This window comes from Aureisphaera galaxeae, from assembly GCF_028561275.1.
Lineage (GTDB): Bacteria > Bacteroidota > Bacteroidia > Flavobacteriales > Flavobacteriaceae > Aureisphaera > Aureisphaera galaxeae.
The window spans coordinates 215,297-231,155 of sequence record NZ_JAQQTF010000018.1 but is presented as its reverse complement, the minus strand read 5'-3'; the positions used below and the strand labels follow the sequence as shown (position 1 = coordinate 231,155).

Here is a 15,859-nt window from a genome sequence, read left to right as displayed (position 1 = left end):
GAATTGCATTGTTTTATTAAATATTTATGTATTTTTGCCGTCCCGTAACGCTCAAGTGGCGGAATTGGTAGACGCGCTGGATTCAAAATCCAGTTCCTTCGGGAGTGTGGGTTCGATTCCCACCTTGAGTACAGAAAAAAAGCCCTTGCGAAAGCAAGGGCTTTTTTGTTTTCGTAACTGCGAATGAAATGCAATAATCCCCTTCAACTTAATTTTAACCCATCTTAACCGATTTGTGGCAGAGGCCCTGACCTTTCAAAAGATGTATTGTCTTACATTTGGTAGATGATCAGCTTTAAACTAAACAAAACTGACTACCAATTAATCTGGGCATTTACCCTTTTCTCCGTATTCTGGCTTTCCCTAAAATTTTGGACAGAGCGGCATCCCATTGGTCAAATCGTCTTCGATATTCCCATCATTATTGCTAAAACCCTAGCTGGATTTTTTATAGTCCGCTGGCTTATTCAGAAATATATTATCGAAAAAAGGCAATATTGGTTGTTCTTTGTTTTAACTACGCTGGCTCTAATCGCCACAGGCTTCCTAGATTTACTGCGCGATTATTTCGGTCGGGGATACGGTTGGAAAGATTTGCCTTCTACCGGTTACATATTTGTTCATAGTTTTTATTATTCCGCGGCCGATCTGGGAGTGCCCTTTGTAATCATCATTGCCAAGAAGTACTATGAGAATCAGTTGAGTCTGTCCCACGTTAAAAAACAACAAAAGGAAACAGAATTACGCTTGCTTCAATCCCAATTCAGTCCTCATTTTCTTTTCAATAATCTCAATGCGCTCGACGGACTCATCGATTCGAATCCCAAACGGGCAAAAGAATACCTAGCGCATCTTTCTGCATTGTACCGATTCTTAATTCGGTCCAAGGAGAACGAATTTTCGTCCCTGTCGGATGAGCTTGAAATGGCTGAAAACTATTTTCGTTTAATTGAATACCGGTTTGGTAAGGTGTATAGTTTTCAATTCGAGGATCAATCAGCCCATAAAGGGGAAGGGAGCTATCTGCCAACAGGAACCTTACAAGTGCTTATTGAAAATGTGGTTAAGCACAATGGAATTATAAATGATTCGGGGATCCGAACTAGTATAACACTCCAAGATCATTCACTCATTATCAAGAATAACAAAGGAACTGCATTGAAAGATCCGAAAGAATCACTGGGCACGGGCTTGGAGAACTTAAAACAGCGTTATGCCCTATTGTCGGACAAAGAAGTTCTGATTCGTGAGTCTGCCGATGCTTTTGTGGTTGAGGTTCCTTTAATCCGTCTCGATAAAATATAGGTTAGCATGCATATTTTAATCCTAGAAGATGAAATTCCGGCTTTTGAAAAATTACGCACCTATTTAAGTGTTTGCTTACAGGGTGAGCTTACCTATGATTGGGGTAGATCCAAAGAAGAGACGAAATTCTTTCTTACCACTGGAGATGCCTATGATCTCATTTTTGCCGATATCCAACTCTTGGATGGGAACTCTTTTGAGGTTTTCCAGGACTGTACGCCCGAGGCTCCTATCGTGTTCTGTACGGCCTTTGATTCATATCTCTTGGAAGCATTCAAGACCAATGGGATTGCCTATGTTCTTAAACCCTATGGCCAAGAGGAAATAGATCAAGCGATTGCGAAATACCGACGTCTTTTTGCTCCTAATACAACCCCTCAATTGAGTCCCGAGCTCTTTCAGCATCTTAAGAAGACGTTGGTGCGCAAAGCGCAGCAATACAAACAGCAATTTGTTATAAAGACTCCGAAGGGCATAAACATACTTCCTGCGAATAAAGTGGCACTTATTGAAGCTGCGGGGGATTTTTGCAAACTTAAGGATGATGAGGGTAGGACGTATTTATTTTCTGAAAGCATTGGAAGTATATACGAAAAACTGGATCCAGAACAGTTCTTTCGTATTAATCGAAGTCAGATTGTTCAAATGGGACATATCATCAAAATGGAAGCACATTTTAAGAATCGACTGTTGATTAGCCTCAGGGGAATCAAGGAAAGGGTAACGACCAGTAGTCGAACCACGGCCGATTTCAGAAAGTGGCTGGACCGATAGACCTCTTCAACCCAATTTTAACCCGCTTCATCATTTTGTCATTGTAAGCACCTCTTTGTTTCGTGAGCTTTGCTGCGTAACTAAAATACATTTGTGATGATAAAATTATTCTCAAGTCTGGCAATCGTACTTTCCATTTCTTTAACTCAAAGCCGAGCACAGTCTATTAAAACCCCTATCGGAACAACCATAGAAACCCAAGAAATTGAAGCCTTTTTGGCCCAACAAATGCAGGGAACAAATACCCCTGGTTTATCGTTAACCTTAATCAATGACGGAAAAATAGCCTTCGAAATAAACAAGGGAATGGCACGTCCGGATAGCCCTGTATCCAGCAAGACGATATTTGAAGGGGCTTCAATTTCTAAACCCTTGTTCTCCTTTTTTGTTATGAAATTTGTAGAAAAGGGCTTGTTGGATTTAGATAAACCTCTCTTCGAATATTTGCCCTACGAAGACATTGCCCACGACGTTCGTTACAAGACAATAACGGCCCGCATGGTATTGACACATCAGACGGGTTTTCCTAATTGGAGAACCGATACGGAGGGGAATGAACTTACCATAGATTTCGATCCGGGGACTGGCTATCAATACTCGGGTGAGGGCTTTCAATACCTGGCCCTAGTATTACAGGGAATATTGAAGACGGATGCTCAAGGACTAGAAGCGATTTTTCAAAAGGAAGTAGCCCTCCCTCTTAGTTTACAGCATACGAAATTCATTCAGAATAAAAGTAACTTGGACAATAAGGCGTATTCGTATAAAAATGGAAAATGGAACGATTTGGAAGACTACGGAAATAAGGAGTTTGGAGCAGCTTATGGTGTTCATACTACTTCTGCCGATTTCGCCAATTGGCTTATTGCATTAATGAACAATGAAGGGTTGAATGAAAATTCCTATCACGAACTTCTAAAAGATCAAATTGAACTTCCTGATGGTAATCCAAACAAAACAGAGGGTATTTCGCATATGAGTTTGGGTTTTTTTAAAGGAGCGCTTCCCTTCGGAATGGCTTATGGGCACGGCGGGAATAATGACAAGAGATTTTCATGCCTCTTCGTATACATTCCACAGAGCAAATGGGGAATGGTGTTGCTCACGAATTCTGGATTTGGACAGGAGTTGGGGCTAGGACTATTCAGATTTTTGATTACGCCTAAATGATGAGCTAGAGTCTTGCTGAATAATATAAAAGCCCTTGCTTTCGCAAGGGCTTTTATCATTTTCGTGAATGGGAAAACTATTCTTTAATAAGTTGTCTTGTAATTTGTTCGTCACCAGAATTAATTACCACAAGGTAGGTGGCCGAAGCCAATTCACTTACATCTATGGGCGTTAGTACCCCAGTACCATTAAGAGGTACTTCTTTTACAAGTCTACCAGTTATATCAAAGATTCTAAGATCATCCAATTCTAATGAAAGCTGATTGGACAAAAAGAATTGATCTCGGGTTGGGTTAGGATACAGTACAAGACTTCCAATGATATTGGGTGTGTCATCCTGAACAACTGCATTCCGTAAGGTAAGATCGAACGTGCACCGATCTAGGTAGCCCTGGTTATCCACGGTGAGGATGGACACTATATGCACACCTTCGGTAAGTGGAGTTCCTGGTGGAGGATACTGACCGATGGTTCTAACTGTTCCTGCACAATTATCCTCTGCATAGAACTGTCCAATCCCTACATAATCTGGCAGCTCATAAACGGAAACACCCGCAGGGAGATCAACAATAGGATCGTTAGGGCAATACAAATTAGGGGGAAGATCATCAATAACGGTTACATCTACAGTGCAAAAGGAGGTATTGCCGTTAATGTCTTCAACCCATAACTGTACTGTAACAGGAAGTCCAATATCGGAGCAATCGAATTCAGAAATGTCCAGAGAAGCATAACTAATGCCACAATTATCGGAGAAACTGGCAAGATTCTCAGGAGAAATTGAAGCCAATCCATTTTGATCCAATGATACTGTAATGTTTCTGCAATTTATCCTAGGCGCTACATTGTCTTCTACTGTAACTATGGCTACACAGGTGCTCACGTTGCCAGACGCATCGGTGGCAGACAAAGTGATGCTGTTGTCGCCAAGATCATGGCAACCGAAGGTATCACGATCCAGTGAGAGGCTCACGGTGCCACACAGATCATTACTGCCTCCATCTAAAAGTGTAGGGTCTATAGTGGCAACTCCGTTCGCATCCAGTGCTACCGTAATATTTTGACAAATGACATTAGGTGCTGTAGTGTCCTCTACGGTCACGGTTGAGGTGCAGCTAGAAACATTTCCGTTACTATCTGTAACTGTCAATTGCACAGTGTTGATTCCAATATTAGTACAATCGAAATCCATAATATCTATAGTGGTACTTGCAATGCCGCAAGCATCTGAGCTTCCTCCATCAACGTCGGCCGTGGTGATACTAGCCATACCATAAGCATCTAGCTGCACAGTGATATCTTGGCACTGAATCGTTGGTGTGGTCACATCTTCTACTGTTACTGTTGCCATACAATTAGAGCTGTTGCCGTTTGAATCGGTTACTGTGAGCGTGACCGTGTTCGTTCCGATGTCATTACAGTTGAAATCTACGACATCGATGGTGGTGCTGGTAATGCCACAAGCATCTGTACTTCCATTATCTATATCGGCAGCAGTGATACTTGCTATGCCATTGGCATCCAATTGTACTGTGATGTCTTGGCATAGAACCGTTGGAGCTATGGTATCCTCAACAGTCACGGTAGCCGCACAGGAAGATGAATTACCGCTTTCATCTGTTATGGTGAGTACAACCGTGTTCGTACCAATATCATCACAAGTAAAATCTGTGACATCTATTGTAGTGGTGCCAGTGCCACAGGCCGCTGTGCTACCGCCATCCACATCTGAGGACGTAATACTAGCCATGCCATTGGCATCCAACTGTATGGTAATATCTTGGCATAGGGCATTGGTCGAAGTGGTGTCTTCAACCGTCACCGTGGCAAGACAGGTCGATACATTTCCGTTCGCATCGACCACGGTGAACGTGACTGTGTTCGTTCCGACATCGTCGCAATCGAAGTTCATAATATCTATAGTGGTGCTGGCAATACCGCAGGCATCTGTACTCCCGCCATCCACATCTGCAGCTGCGATACTGACCGTACCACTCACATCGAGTTGAACCGTGATATCTTGGCACAATGCAGTGGGTGCTATAGTATCTTCTACGGTCACTGTAGCGAAACATGTAGACACGTTACCGTTAACATCCACTGCAGTAAGCGTTACTGTATTCGTTCCAACATCGCTACAGTCGAAATCCGTAATATCTATGGTAGTACTCGCAATTCCGCAGACATCAGAGCTACCACCATTTACATCGGCAACGGTGATACTGGCCATACCACTCGCATCCAGTTGCACTGTTATGTCTTGGCACAATACGGAAGGTACAATGGTATCTTCGACGGTTACTTGCGCTACGCAGTTGGAGACATTGCCATTTGCATCGGTTATTGTGAGGGTTACCGCATTAGTCCCAATATCGCCGCAATCAAAGTCCAAGATGTCTATGGTCGTACTGACAATGCCGCAAGCGTCGGAGCTACCGCCATCTATATCGGCGGCGGTGATACTGGCCGTGCCCGTAGCATCTAGTTGTACTGTTATATCTTGGCACACTGTAGTTGGGGCTACATTATCCTCTACGGTTACGGTAGCGGAACAAGTAGATGTATTACCATTCGTGTCGGTAACAGTTAGTGTAACCGTATTCGTTCCAATATCGGCACAGGTGAAATCGGTTATGTTTAAGGAGGTGCTTCCTAAGCCACAAATGTCATTGGAGCCATTGTCGATATCGCTGGCTGTGATACTTGCCATCCCACTGGCATCTAGTTGTACGGTAATATCTTGACAGATGGCGGTGGGTGCTATGTTGTCTTCTACAGTGACGATAGCGGTGCAACTGGAAACATTGCCGTTCACATCGGTTACAGTGAGCGTCACAGTATTGGTTCCAACATCGTCACAATCGAAGTCGGTGATATCTAAAGTGCTACTGGCAATACCACAGGCATCTGTGCTTCCACCATCTATATCGGTTACCGCAATACTTGCCATGCCACTGGCATCTAACTGAATGGTAATATCCTGACAGAGTACAGCTGGACCGATATTATCTTCAACAGTAACCAAAGCAGTACAGGATGCGGTGTTTCCGGAGGGATCTGTAAGCGTGTACGTTACGGTATTAACCCCTACATTGGCACAGGAAAATGTGTTCGGTGTAACGGAACTTGAGAAACTACAATTGTCGCCAGAGCCTCCGTCAATATCGGTCGCACTAATAGAAGCAGCTCCCGAAGCGTCCAGCTGTATAGTGATGTCTTGGCATATTGCATTGGGTGCTGTGGTATCTTCTACAGTGACAATGGAGCTGCATGTGGAAACATTACCGCTGGCATCGGTGACGGACATAGTCACTGTGTTTGTACCGATGTTGCTACAGTCGAAGCTCGATACATCCAATGTTGTACTAGCAATGCCACAATTATCGGTAGATCCATTATCCAAGTCAGCCCCAGTGATTGTTGCCATTCCTGTAGCATCTAGCTGAATGGTAATGTCTTGACAGGCTGCAATGGGCAGTTCGGTATCTTGGACAGTAACGTCGACCGTACACACAGAGCTATTTCCAGTAAGATCTGTAATGGTCCATTCTACGGTAGTAGTTCCCACGGGATAGGTGCCAGAGGCGTCCTCTGTATTGTTGTTATCGTTTGTAATTATCGTGGGGGGAAGTAAGGTATCCGTGAAGTTGGAATCACAACCCAAAGAACCATCCAGTCCGTTAAAATTGAAAAGTGTTCCAACAGCTCCAGAAACTCGGTCGTTAATGGTAGTTACCCCTGAGTTATCCGTACAGGCAAATCCATCATTAAAATTAAACAGGGTTTTGAGTCCGGTTTCCGTTCCCGTGAGTGATACATTCATATTGGCCTGTATCTCGGCTTGTGTTAGGGGAATGTCCCAGATGCGAACTTCGTCGATATCTCCATTAAAATGTTCACCATTATTACCATTGTTAAATTGGATATTTCCAACCCTAAAATCGGTTAGGCCTGTAGCCGAAAAATTTTGTGAGTTCAGTGTGAGTGTGCCATCCAGCACTCCGTCTACGTAAAGTGTCCAAACGCTACCCGATTTCACAGCGGCTACATGATGCCACTGGTCATCCCTTACATTGATGACTCCCCGTATCTCTTGAAAACGCACAGGGGGTTGATAGTCGAATTGCCCTAGACGTACTACCCCTGTATTAGCTACCGATAAAGAAGTTTCGTGATTGCGTCCCGTTTTTTGCCAAGTAATGATACTTCTAAATCCACCAACAGAAGAATTGGCTTTAAACCATGCTTCCATAGTGAAATCGGTAGAAGTAGCATCGATGTACGAAAGCATGTAATCGTTAGACCCATCAAAATTCATGGCGGCTTCATTAGATGCACATTCGTCCGCGATCGTCGGGACGGGTACCGTAACATAGGCGTCGCAACTTCCTGGGTCGTTGCTTACAACAATGTCTGCGGGACAGGTTATGTCGGGCGGTGTAATATCTTCTACATTGACGATAGCGTCTATGGGTGTTGTATTGCCTTGGCCATCTACTGCCGTAATTATGATTTCATTGGATCCTAGATCACCACAGTTAAATGTAGTTTGACTTAGGCTGAGTGTTGCGGTTCCGCAGTTGTCGGTAGCGGAAACCGAGAAATCACTTATGGTAATGGTGGCGAATCCGGTAGCATCCAATTGCACGGTGATTGTCGGTACAATAGGATCACTTACAAGAATGAGAAGCTTTCTGTCGGTATAGCTAGCACCATTTTGTTCTGAGGTGTAGTCTGGGTTTCCGGTAGGACTATTCCCAATTCCCAAATCTACGTTAGCCGCTGCATCATTAAATCGATTGAAGGCAAGTAGTGTCTCTCCCGCCCCGTGGTTGTGAACTTGAAAACAACCATGAGAACCTGAGTTACTAAAGGTGTCGTCGAAGTCGAAGACAGCACTTGAACCCCCAATATTCTGATTGGCATTGTCGTTATAGTTTCGGTACCACATTTCAACATTACCGGTGTCAATGTTGGATGCTGGCGTAATATTGGGACTGTTTGAATTGATATTCATATCCGAAACAATATTTGCATAGCGTGCCGGATTGGAAGTGGCATTCGGAATTCCCATAGCCGTTAAATCACCTCCTGTATAGTCATTCATGGAAACCCATACCCATTCACCGTCCAGTTCCATGTAGTAGGCGATTCGATCGGGATCGATCCCAGTGAGACCAGAGTTGTCGACCGTATAAGGAACACTCGTGGTAAATCCTGCGGGTGTTGGAATGTCGAGATCGTAAAGGATTCCGAAGAATTGGGCTTCGGTAACCGTATTCAATATAGAAGCAGGCGGAGCGGGCATACCCGTTGGCGGCCCAGCGATACTAAATGTGGGTCCAATGATGTCCTCCACTGTTACGGTGGACGTACAGCTGTCTGTAAGTCCATTAACATCGGTAACTGTGAGTGTAACGGAATTCGTTCCGATATTACTGCAATCGAAATCCGTAATATCAATGGTAATACTGGCAATTCCATCGGCAGCAGTAGATCCGCCATCAACATCGGCAGCTGTAATGGAGGCCATTCCGTTCGTATCCAAGTAAACCGTTATGTCCGAACATACAGCGGTTGGAACTACGATTAGATCGTTGACAGAAACCCCAGCTTCGTTGATTTCCCAAGAGGTGGCCAACGATGTTGTTCGCTCCCCTTTTACCAAAGAGGCAAACAAGTTGGGTTGTGAAAATTCGCTGTTTTCTAGGCCTGCAGGATGTGCCGTTAGGGGTAATTCAAAAAAAACAGTTGCTAGCCATAGCCAGAGGAATAGCTTTTTTTTCATAATTGGTTGGGTCATTTTGGGGGTGAAATGTGCGATAGTTGGCCTTTAAGTTTTTTCAAACGAAGTGCTTCCCTACCATCACTACTTTATTTCAAGGGCAAGGATAGGAGTAATCTTTGTAAAAAAGAAAAATAATAGGGGTGCAAATGGGGTTGCATATGGGAAGTGGCTGATTCAGAACGGACTGTATATAAAACAAACTTGTTCCACATTACTGCGGAACAAGCTTGACATGCTTTATACATCATTTAGTGGCCTGTTCTTATGGCCAGTACGTGACTCACTAGTAGGAGAGCCAACTAATCTTTAATGAACTTATGTACATAACTGCGTCCATTTTCAAACGTTAACTGGGCAAAATAAATACCCGATGTTAGCGATGAAACATCAATCGTATTGTTTTGATTCAAAACTTTCTCTTCGAAAAGGCTTTTTCCAAGCAAGGAAAACACTTGCACTTTTTCGACACTCCATTGATTGGAATCGATATTCAGCACATTTCCTGCTGGATTTGGATGAATAGCAATACTACTTCTGTCGAACTCCTCTGTGGAAAGAATGAAGTTTCCGTGTACCGCCGAATTTCCCTCGGGGGTATTTATGATGAGTGTTTTGTTGCCATCCGTGCCATCTACAATTTCGTACTCGTATATCCTTGGTGCGGCACCGTCGCCATATAATATGGTGCCGAAATATTGACTTTCGAGTAAACAATAATCACAATCCCCTAGTGTAATGCTGGGGCCTTGAATTGCAATCGTGGTTCCATCAATCGGTGTGGGTGGAAGTGCGTCTGCGAAATAATTGAAACTGATATAAGCATACACTTCAAAACCGATCGAAGATTCGGTGAATTCGATTTGCGGATGATAACTAGGGTTCGAAGGGTGTGGTTGGGCTACATCTATGGTGTCGCCATTTATCACCATATAATGTAGTGTCCATTCATAGTCCAGCAATTCTTGCTGGGCCAGCCCGGAAACGGACAGTGCCATTGCCGAGATCAATAAAATAATCTTTTTCATAATACTTGTTTTTTAATTGAGTTAGGTAATGATGAATATGCATGTTGGTAATTATTATTTTAAGAATCGTTTTAAAGCTTTCCCTTCGGGAGTGAGTATTTCGAGGAAGTACATCCCCGAAGGTAGGGCCGAAACATCGAGGGAGGTGCTTTCGCCTGTCTGTTCTATAAGTCTTTGTCCAGAGATATTGAATACAGAGAGTTTTTCGATCGTTGTATTTGGAAGTAAGACATTCAAATGGTCCGAAGCAGGATTGGGATGAAGAGTAATACTGCTGTTAAGGGTATAATCATTTGCAGAAAGGGGATAGTTCTTTAAAATCATAAAGCCCATCAACGGATTCTCAAAGTATAGAGTAAGTCCTTGTCCGTCAGATTCTATCGTATAGTAAAGCTCTGCTTGCAATAAGTAATTGAAATAAGCATTCTCAAAGGAATTGTGATAAGGGATGCCACAATCTGCATCGGTTTGTGTCGACGTGATGATGGCCAGTGTGTTGTCAAGAATATAATTGTATGTGCCATCGTAGGTATTACAGGCCCCAACCGCATGGATTTCCAGTGACTCATTAATGGTCATAATGGGAGGTGGGGTAATGGGCGGATTGATTTCTGAAACCACATAATGGAAATCCAAATCATCTAATAGGACTTCATATAGGTACCAGGTTCCGAATAATTCTTGGTCTTGTGCGTAACAATGGGGTACAAGCATACCCACCATAAATAGGAGTAATAATTTCTTCATAGCAATTGGTTAAGGTTTCTTAATCCATTTAAAGTTATGAAATTCTTGGCAGTTTGGCTAATTTGGCTGTCTTTATTCATTTGAACGTTAGGAAATAAGCTTTATGAACGATTTTACTTTGTATTTTAAATTGGGGTTGGAGCATGTGCTTGATTTAGAGGGTTATGATCATGCCCTGTTCCTCATTGCCCTTGCCATTACCTTTCAAATAAAGGATTGGAAACGCCTGCTCGGGTTGGTTACTTTCTTCACGCTGGGACATACCATTTCCCTCTATCTTTCTAGCAAAGGAATATTGCCTTTGAGTTCCGGGGTGGTCGAAATGCTCATTCCCGCAACCATCTTAGCCACGGCTTTGTATGTGCTGTATGCTTCCTTTAAAGATCTGGCAGCCCATGGCAGTAGCTGGGTCTTGTGGATTACTACCTTGCTCTTTGGGATTATCCATGGCTTTGGTTTTGGACGATATTACAATCAAATAAATGATGAAGGAGGATTTGCTCCCCTATTGTCCTTTGCCTTGGGAATTGAAGTCGCGCAGATCATCATCGTTATAGGGGTTCTTTTGGTGAGTTTACTGTTCACCTCCCTGTTAAAAGGGAAACGATCTATTCTTATCCGATTGGTCGCTATTCTTATAACCTTGGTAAGCGCCTATCTTACCGTAGAGCGGAGCATAGAATATTTCGGAAATATTTAACATCCAGTCACTTTGCTAGGCTGTAACTAACTGCTAAATTCGCTTACTTACTATATGACGAAGAACAAACAGAAACAATACGATGTAGCCTACCTGCGAATGGCAACCGAATGGAGCAAATTGTCTTACTGTAAGCGGAAGCAAGTTGGAGCGCTCATCGTAAAAGATAAAATGATTATCAGCGATGGCTATAATGGAACCCCAACGGGTTTCGAAAATATCTGCGAAGATGAGGAAGGTTATACCAAGTGGTATGTCCTCCATGCCGAGGCCAATGCCATTTCTAAAGTGGCTTCCTCAACTCAGTCCTGCAAAGGTGCGACCTTGTATATTACAATGTCCCCTTGCCAGCAGTGCAGTAAGCTTATACATCAGGCGGGGATCTCCCGAGTGGTGTTTCATCAAGCGTACAAAGATGATAGCGGATTAAAATTTTTAGGGAAAGCCGGCGTTGAGATAACACACATACCGGATTTGGATTAATGGGGAACGCGAAAAAATACACACCTTTATTGTTGGGAATCGCCCTTTTCTTTGGGGTATTCCTAGGATCGAAACTGAACTTTAACGATAGCAACGAGAAAATCTTTGCTACCAATTCTAAAAAGGACAAACTCAATCGTTTAATCGATTATATCGACTACGAATATGTGGACGAGATAAATACGGATAGCATTGTTGATGTTACCGTAAATGGCATTCTTGAAAATTTAGATCCGCATTCCGTATACATTCCGGTAGATCAATACGAAGACAATGCCGATGATATGCGCGGAAATTTCGTGGGAATCGGAGTGAGTTTCTATCCCTATAACGATTCCATTGCAGTAATTCGAGCCATCGCCGGGGGTCCAGCCGAGCGCGCAGGCATAAAAGGAGGGGATCGTATTCTCTTTGCCGATGGGAAACAGCTCTTTGGCGAAGACATCCACAGGGACAGCATTTCCAAATACTTGAAGGGAGAAATAAACAGTAAAGTGAAACTGAAGGTATACCGAAAGGGCGAAGAAGGCTTGTTAGATTTTACCCTGAAACGGAAACGTGTGCCCATTGTAAGTGTAGATGCTTCCTATAAGCTTACCGATGAGGTGGGTTATATTAAAGTGAATCGTTTTTCTGAAACTACCTTCAATGAGTTTAAGTCGGCCCTGGATAATTTGGCCGATGATGGTATGTCTACCTTGGTGTTGGACCTTCGGGGCAATCCGGGAGGATATATTTCGGCGGCTGAACGTATTTTGGATGAGTTCTTGGAGGATGACAAATTGGTGCTCATTACCCGGAATAAAAATGGTGATGAAAATAGAAGCTACGCCACCCGAAAAGGTGATTTTGAGAGGGGAAAACTATATGTCCTTATTGATGAAAACTCTGCTTCTGCCAGCGAAATTATAGCTGGGGCTTTACAGGACAATGATAAAGGAATCATAGTGGGCCGTAGATCCTTCGGAAAGGGATTGGTCCAGCGTGAAATGGCCTTGGGCGATGGAAGTGCAGTGCGTTTAACCATAGCCAGGTACTATACACCCACAGGAAGGTCCATTCAACGGCCTTATGGAAATGGGAATGGCGACTACTACCGGGATTACGAAAACCGCTATCGCAATGGCGAGATGCGCAGTTCGGATAGCATTAAGGTGGCAGACTCCCTAAAGTTCGTTACTCCAAAGGGTAAAGTGGTATATGGTGGTGGTGGAATTATCCCCGATATTTTCGTGCCTAAAGACACCAGTGTAGAAAACGAGACCTTAGAATATGTAACCCGTAACGGTTTTATGAGCTACTTCATCTTCGAATATTTAGAAGCCAATCGATCGGATTTCGATGGTATTAGCCTAAAGGCATTTACCGAGAGCTATGAGGTGGACCAAGCCCTTACCGAGGACTTTATTTCCTATGCCCGTTTGGAAGAAGCTCAGATCGACATAAGCGGTTATGAGAAGGAGCTAAGACAATCCCTGAAAGCCAACATTGCCCAGCAATTGTTTGGTCCTAATGCTTACGAATACTTCCTGAATCTGGACGATGCCATGATCAACAAAGTATTGGAAATGGAAAGAGGAAGCACCAACGCTCAGTAGTTACTTTTTACGCTGCTTGATCTTTACAGAGGTGCGTAAAATTAACGCCAGTAGGATGGCACAGGCTGCTGCCAAAATACCAATCACGGCAACAGCGCTATCGCCCTTCAAAAGGTCGGAAAAATCCAATTTAGTGGCATTTAGCACGATAAGTCCCACTCCAATGATCAATAATATATAGGTAAAGATTTTCATACGTCTTTATAGTTGTTACACGAACAATTCCTGAATGTTCGAGGTAAATAGTTTTACGGCTATTGCCAATAGAATTACTCCAAACACCTTTTCAATAATACCAATTCCGTTCTTTCCAAGAACGCGTTGTAGCTTGGCCGATGTTTTCAATACCACATACACGATAATAATGTTCACGATGATGGCGATGATGATGTTTTCCGTAGCATATTCTGCCTTAAGCGATAACAAAGTGGTCAAGCTACCCGGTCCCGCTACGATAGGAAAGGCGATAGGGAATACGGTGGCCATGGAAAGGTTTTCCTCGCTTTGTTTAAAGAGTTGAATGCCCAAGATCATTTCCAAAGCAATGAAAAATAGGATAAAGGCACCTGCAACGGCAAATTCGTTTACGTTTATACCAATAAGGTTTAAGATCTCTTCTCCAATAAAAAGAAACATGGTAAGCACTACGGCGGCAATGATACTTGCGCGTCCACTTTTAATCTTCCCCGACTTTTCGCGCAAGGAAATAATAATAGGGATGCTTCCCACGATATCGATCACGGCAAAAAGTACCATGGTGGCGGTGGCTATTTCTTTAAAATTGAAGTTCATAACGAGGGTTGTTTTACGGGGGCAAAATTAATCAATAAAACACCATAATGGGTTATTTACCGTAAACTTTTGCGGGAAGAAACTGCATCGATTTCTTCGGAAACAAAGTATATTTGCAGCATGTTTCAGCTGGGGAAAACCATCGTATCCGAAGATTTACTGGAAAAGGAATTTGTTTGCAATTTAGGCGCCTGCAAGGGGGAATGCTGTATTGCGGGCGAAGCCGGGGCACCGGTCTCTAAGGAAGAAGTGGCCATCCTCAAAGAAATTTACCCAAAAGTAAAACCCTTTCTAAGAAAGGAAGGAATCGCTTGGATCGAAAAGCAAGGAACCCATGTGGTTTCCGATTTGGGTGAATTGGAAACCCCTTTGGTAGATGGAAAGGAATGTGTGTACGTTACCTTTTCGGAGAGTGGCATAGCGGGTTGCGGGATTGAGGATGCCTATAATGCTGGCGAGATCGATTTTAGAAAACCCATTTCCTGTCATCTATATCCTGTTCGCGTTCAGGATTACAGTGAATTTGCTGCGGTTAATTACCACAAATGGCCCATTTGCAATGATGCCTGTTCCTTGGGTCAAGAACTCAAAGTGCCCGTCTATAAATTTGTAAAGGATGCCCTAATCCGCAAATTTGGGGAGCATTGGTACAGTGAATTGGAAAAAGTAGCCGCGAAGCTGTAGTAAAATTCCTCTTAAAAATACCGTCTTTCTCCCTGTTTTTATCTTGTTGAAGATCATTACCTTACGACACAGAATTTCAATTTAAACCACATGATTATGAAAAGATTACTGCTAGCCATTTTTGCATTGGCCCTACTCGTGGCGTGCAAGGATAATCCCGTTTCTGAAAAGATAAAGGAGACCCGGGAAAATGTGTCCAATACCCAAAATGCCTTTAAGGAACTTAATGAAATGCAAGAGGACCTAGAGAAGTTAAAGGAAATAACCCCACTTACCAATGAAGAATTCAAGGACTGGTTACCCGATGAGGTAAAGGGTATGAAGCGAACCAAGTACAAAGCCGGACAGGGGTCGTATATGAACCTGGCCACGATAGAGGCAACCTATGCTTCAGAAGACAAATCGAAACAGTTTAAGATCCAGGTGATCGATGGCGCTGGTGAAATGGGAGCGGCTGCGACCGCTGCCATGCGCATTATGTTTTCCCAGGATTTTGAAGAAGAAACCGAGTACAAAACCAAACGAACGGTGGAGCGAAAGGGCGTTAAAGCTGTAGAGGAATATAGCAAAAGCAACAACCGAAGTACGATTCAGTTCATGCAGGATGATCGTTTCTATTTTCATGTAAATGGTCTCAATATGGACATGGATGAAACTTGGGATGCGATCCAGGATTTGGATCCGGAAGATTTAGGATAGAAATTGGATCATCGAAGAAGTATAAACCGAGGGGTAAATCCTTCGGTTTTTTTGTTTTTTTAAATTCGATCTTCCTTTTTCAGAAAAAAATGAA

13 protein-coding genes and 1 tRNA gene are annotated in these 15,859 nt (G+C 43.2%); 9 read left to right on the top strand and 5 right to left on the bottom strand.

From position 1 onward, the window contains the following. Positions 1–49: 49 nt before the first annotated feature. The 4 genes from POV27_RS18065 (at position 50) to POV27_RS18050 (ending at position 3,249) form a co-directional block, all read left to right on the top strand. Positions 50–131 (top strand) — tRNA-Leu (locus POV27_RS18065). Between the two features lie 154 nt (positions 132–285). Then, positions 286–1,305, top strand: a complete 1,020-nt coding sequence (locus tag POV27_RS18060) for a sensor histidine kinase (protein ID WP_272864196.1) — start codon at positions 286–288, stop codon at positions 1,303–1,305. A gap of 6 nt (positions 1,306–1,311) precedes the next feature. Beyond that, positions 1,312–2,079, top strand: a complete 768-nt coding sequence (locus tag POV27_RS18055) for a LytR/AlgR family response regulator transcription factor (protein ID WP_272864195.1) — start codon at positions 1,312–1,314, stop codon at positions 2,077–2,079. A 96-nt stretch (positions 2,080–2,175) separates the two neighbouring features. After that, positions 2,176–3,249 carry a serine hydrolase domain-containing protein gene (locus tag POV27_RS18050; protein ID WP_272864194.1) on the top strand — a complete coding sequence of 358 codons (1,074 nt, stop codon included), beginning with the start codon at positions 2,176–2,178 and terminating at the stop codon, positions 3,247–3,249. Positions 3,250–3,325: 76 nt separating this feature from the next. On the opposite strand, the gene POV27_RS18045 is transcribed toward POV27_RS18050, so the two are convergent. From POV27_RS18045 to POV27_RS18035, 3 genes are all read right to left on the bottom strand, one after another. Further along, a complete protein-coding gene (locus tag POV27_RS18045) occupies positions 3,326–9,037 on the bottom strand; it encodes a T9SS type A sorting domain-containing protein (RefSeq protein ID WP_272864193.1) in 5,712 nt (1,903 codons plus the stop codon). A gap of 299 nt (positions 9,038–9,336) precedes the next feature. Next, entirely contained in the window at positions 9,337–10,062 is a 726-nt protein-coding gene (locus POV27_RS18040; protein WP_272864192.1) for a T9SS type A sorting domain-containing protein, read from the bottom strand. Between the two features lie 54 nt (positions 10,063–10,116). Continuing rightward, a complete protein-coding gene (locus POV27_RS18035) occupies positions 10,117–10,809 on the bottom strand; it encodes a T9SS type A sorting domain-containing protein (RefSeq protein ID WP_272864191.1) in 693 nt (230 codons plus the stop codon). 103 nt (positions 10,810–10,912) lie between these two features. Between POV27_RS18035 and POV27_RS18030 the strand changes: the two genes are divergently transcribed. From POV27_RS18030 to POV27_RS18020, 3 genes are read left to right on the top strand one after another with little or no spacing between them, the layout of a single operon-like run. Continuing rightward, entirely contained in the window at positions 10,913–11,509 is a 597-nt protein-coding gene (locus POV27_RS18030; protein WP_272864190.1) for a HupE/UreJ family protein, read from the top strand. A 54-nt stretch (positions 11,510–11,563) separates the two neighbouring features. After that, the gene (locus POV27_RS18025; RefSeq protein WP_272864189.1) at positions 11,564–11,992 is read left to right on the top strand and encodes a deoxycytidylate deaminase; all 429 of its coding nucleotides are present in this window, start codon (positions 11,564–11,566) and stop codon (positions 11,990–11,992) included. Next, entirely contained in the window at positions 11,992–13,590 is a 1,599-nt protein-coding gene (locus tag POV27_RS18020) for a S41 family peptidase (protein WP_272864188.1), read from the top strand. Before POV27_RS18025 ends, POV27_RS18020 begins: the two co-directional genes overlap by 1 nt. Here the strand turns inward: POV27_RS18020 and POV27_RS18015 are convergent, their stop codons facing one another. Both POV27_RS18015 and POV27_RS18010 read right to left on the bottom strand, forming a co-directional pair. Then, complete coding sequence (locus tag POV27_RS18015) at positions 13,591–13,785, bottom strand: hypothetical protein (protein ID WP_272864187.1); 195 nt, start codon at positions 13,783–13,785, stop codon at positions 13,591–13,593. 15 nt (positions 13,786–13,800) lie between these two features. Next, positions 13,801–14,382: a MarC family protein gene (locus POV27_RS18010; protein WP_272864186.1), complete on the bottom strand. Its 582-nt coding sequence runs from the start codon at positions 14,380–14,382 to the stop codon at positions 13,801–13,803. Between the two features lie 120 nt (positions 14,383–14,502). Here POV27_RS18010 and POV27_RS18005 point away from each other — a divergent pair, with 120 nt between their 5' ends. Both POV27_RS18005 and POV27_RS18000 read left to right on the top strand, forming a co-directional pair. Continuing rightward, positions 14,503–15,066: a DUF3109 family protein gene (locus POV27_RS18005; protein ID WP_272864185.1), complete on the top strand. Its 564-nt coding sequence runs from the start codon at positions 14,503–14,505 to the stop codon at positions 15,064–15,066. A gap of 96 nt (positions 15,067–15,162) precedes the next feature. Continuing rightward, entirely contained in the window at positions 15,163–15,765 is a 603-nt protein-coding gene (locus POV27_RS18000) for a hypothetical protein (protein ID WP_272864184.1), read from the top strand. Positions 15,766–15,859: the final 94 nt, after the last annotated feature.

Excerpts from the sequence above, each read along its gene's own strand:
- POV27_RS18005 (WP_272864185.1), top strand. The coding sequence starts at position 14,503 with ATGTTTCAGCTGGGGAAAACCATCGTATCCGAAGATTTACTGGAAAAG.
- POV27_RS18045 (WP_272864193.1), bottom strand. The coding sequence starts at position 9,037 with ATGAAAAAAAAGCTATTCCTCTGGCTATGGCTAGCAACTGTTTTTTTT.
- POV27_RS18055 (WP_272864195.1), top strand. The coding sequence starts at position 1,312 with ATGCATATTTTAATCCTAGAAGATGAAATTCCGGCTTTTGAAAAATTA.
- POV27_RS18035 (WP_272864191.1), bottom strand. The coding sequence starts at position 10,809 with ATGAAGAAATTATTACTCCTATTTATGGTGGGTATGCTTGTACCCCAT.
- POV27_RS18050 (WP_272864194.1), top strand. The coding sequence starts at position 2,176 with ATGATAAAATTATTCTCAAGTCTGGCAATCGTACTTTCCATTTCTTTA.
- POV27_RS18020 (WP_272864188.1), top strand. The coding sequence starts at position 11,992 with ATGGGGAACGCGAAAAAATACACACCTTTATTGTTGGGAATCGCCCTT.
- POV27_RS18040 (WP_272864192.1), bottom strand. The coding sequence starts at position 10,062 with ATGAAAAAGATTATTTTATTGATCTCGGCAATGGCACTGTCCGTTTCC.
- POV27_RS18010 (WP_272864186.1), bottom strand. The coding sequence starts at position 14,382 with ATGAACTTCAATTTTAAAGAAATAGCCACCGCCACCATGGTACTTTTT.
- POV27_RS18025 (WP_272864189.1), top strand. The coding sequence starts at position 11,564 with ATGACGAAGAACAAACAGAAACAATACGATGTAGCCTACCTGCGAATG.
- POV27_RS18030 (WP_272864190.1), top strand. The coding sequence starts at position 10,913 with ATGAACGATTTTACTTTGTATTTTAAATTGGGGTTGGAGCATGTGCTT.
- POV27_RS18000 (WP_272864184.1), top strand. The coding sequence starts at position 15,163 with ATGAAAAGATTACTGCTAGCCATTTTTGCATTGGCCCTACTCGTGGCG.
- POV27_RS18015 (WP_272864187.1), bottom strand. The coding sequence starts at position 13,785 with ATGAAAATCTTTACCTATATATTATTGATCATTGGAGTGGGACTTATC.
- POV27_RS18060 (WP_272864196.1), top strand. The coding sequence starts at position 286 with ATGATCAGCTTTAAACTAAACAAAACTGACTACCAATTAATCTGGGCA.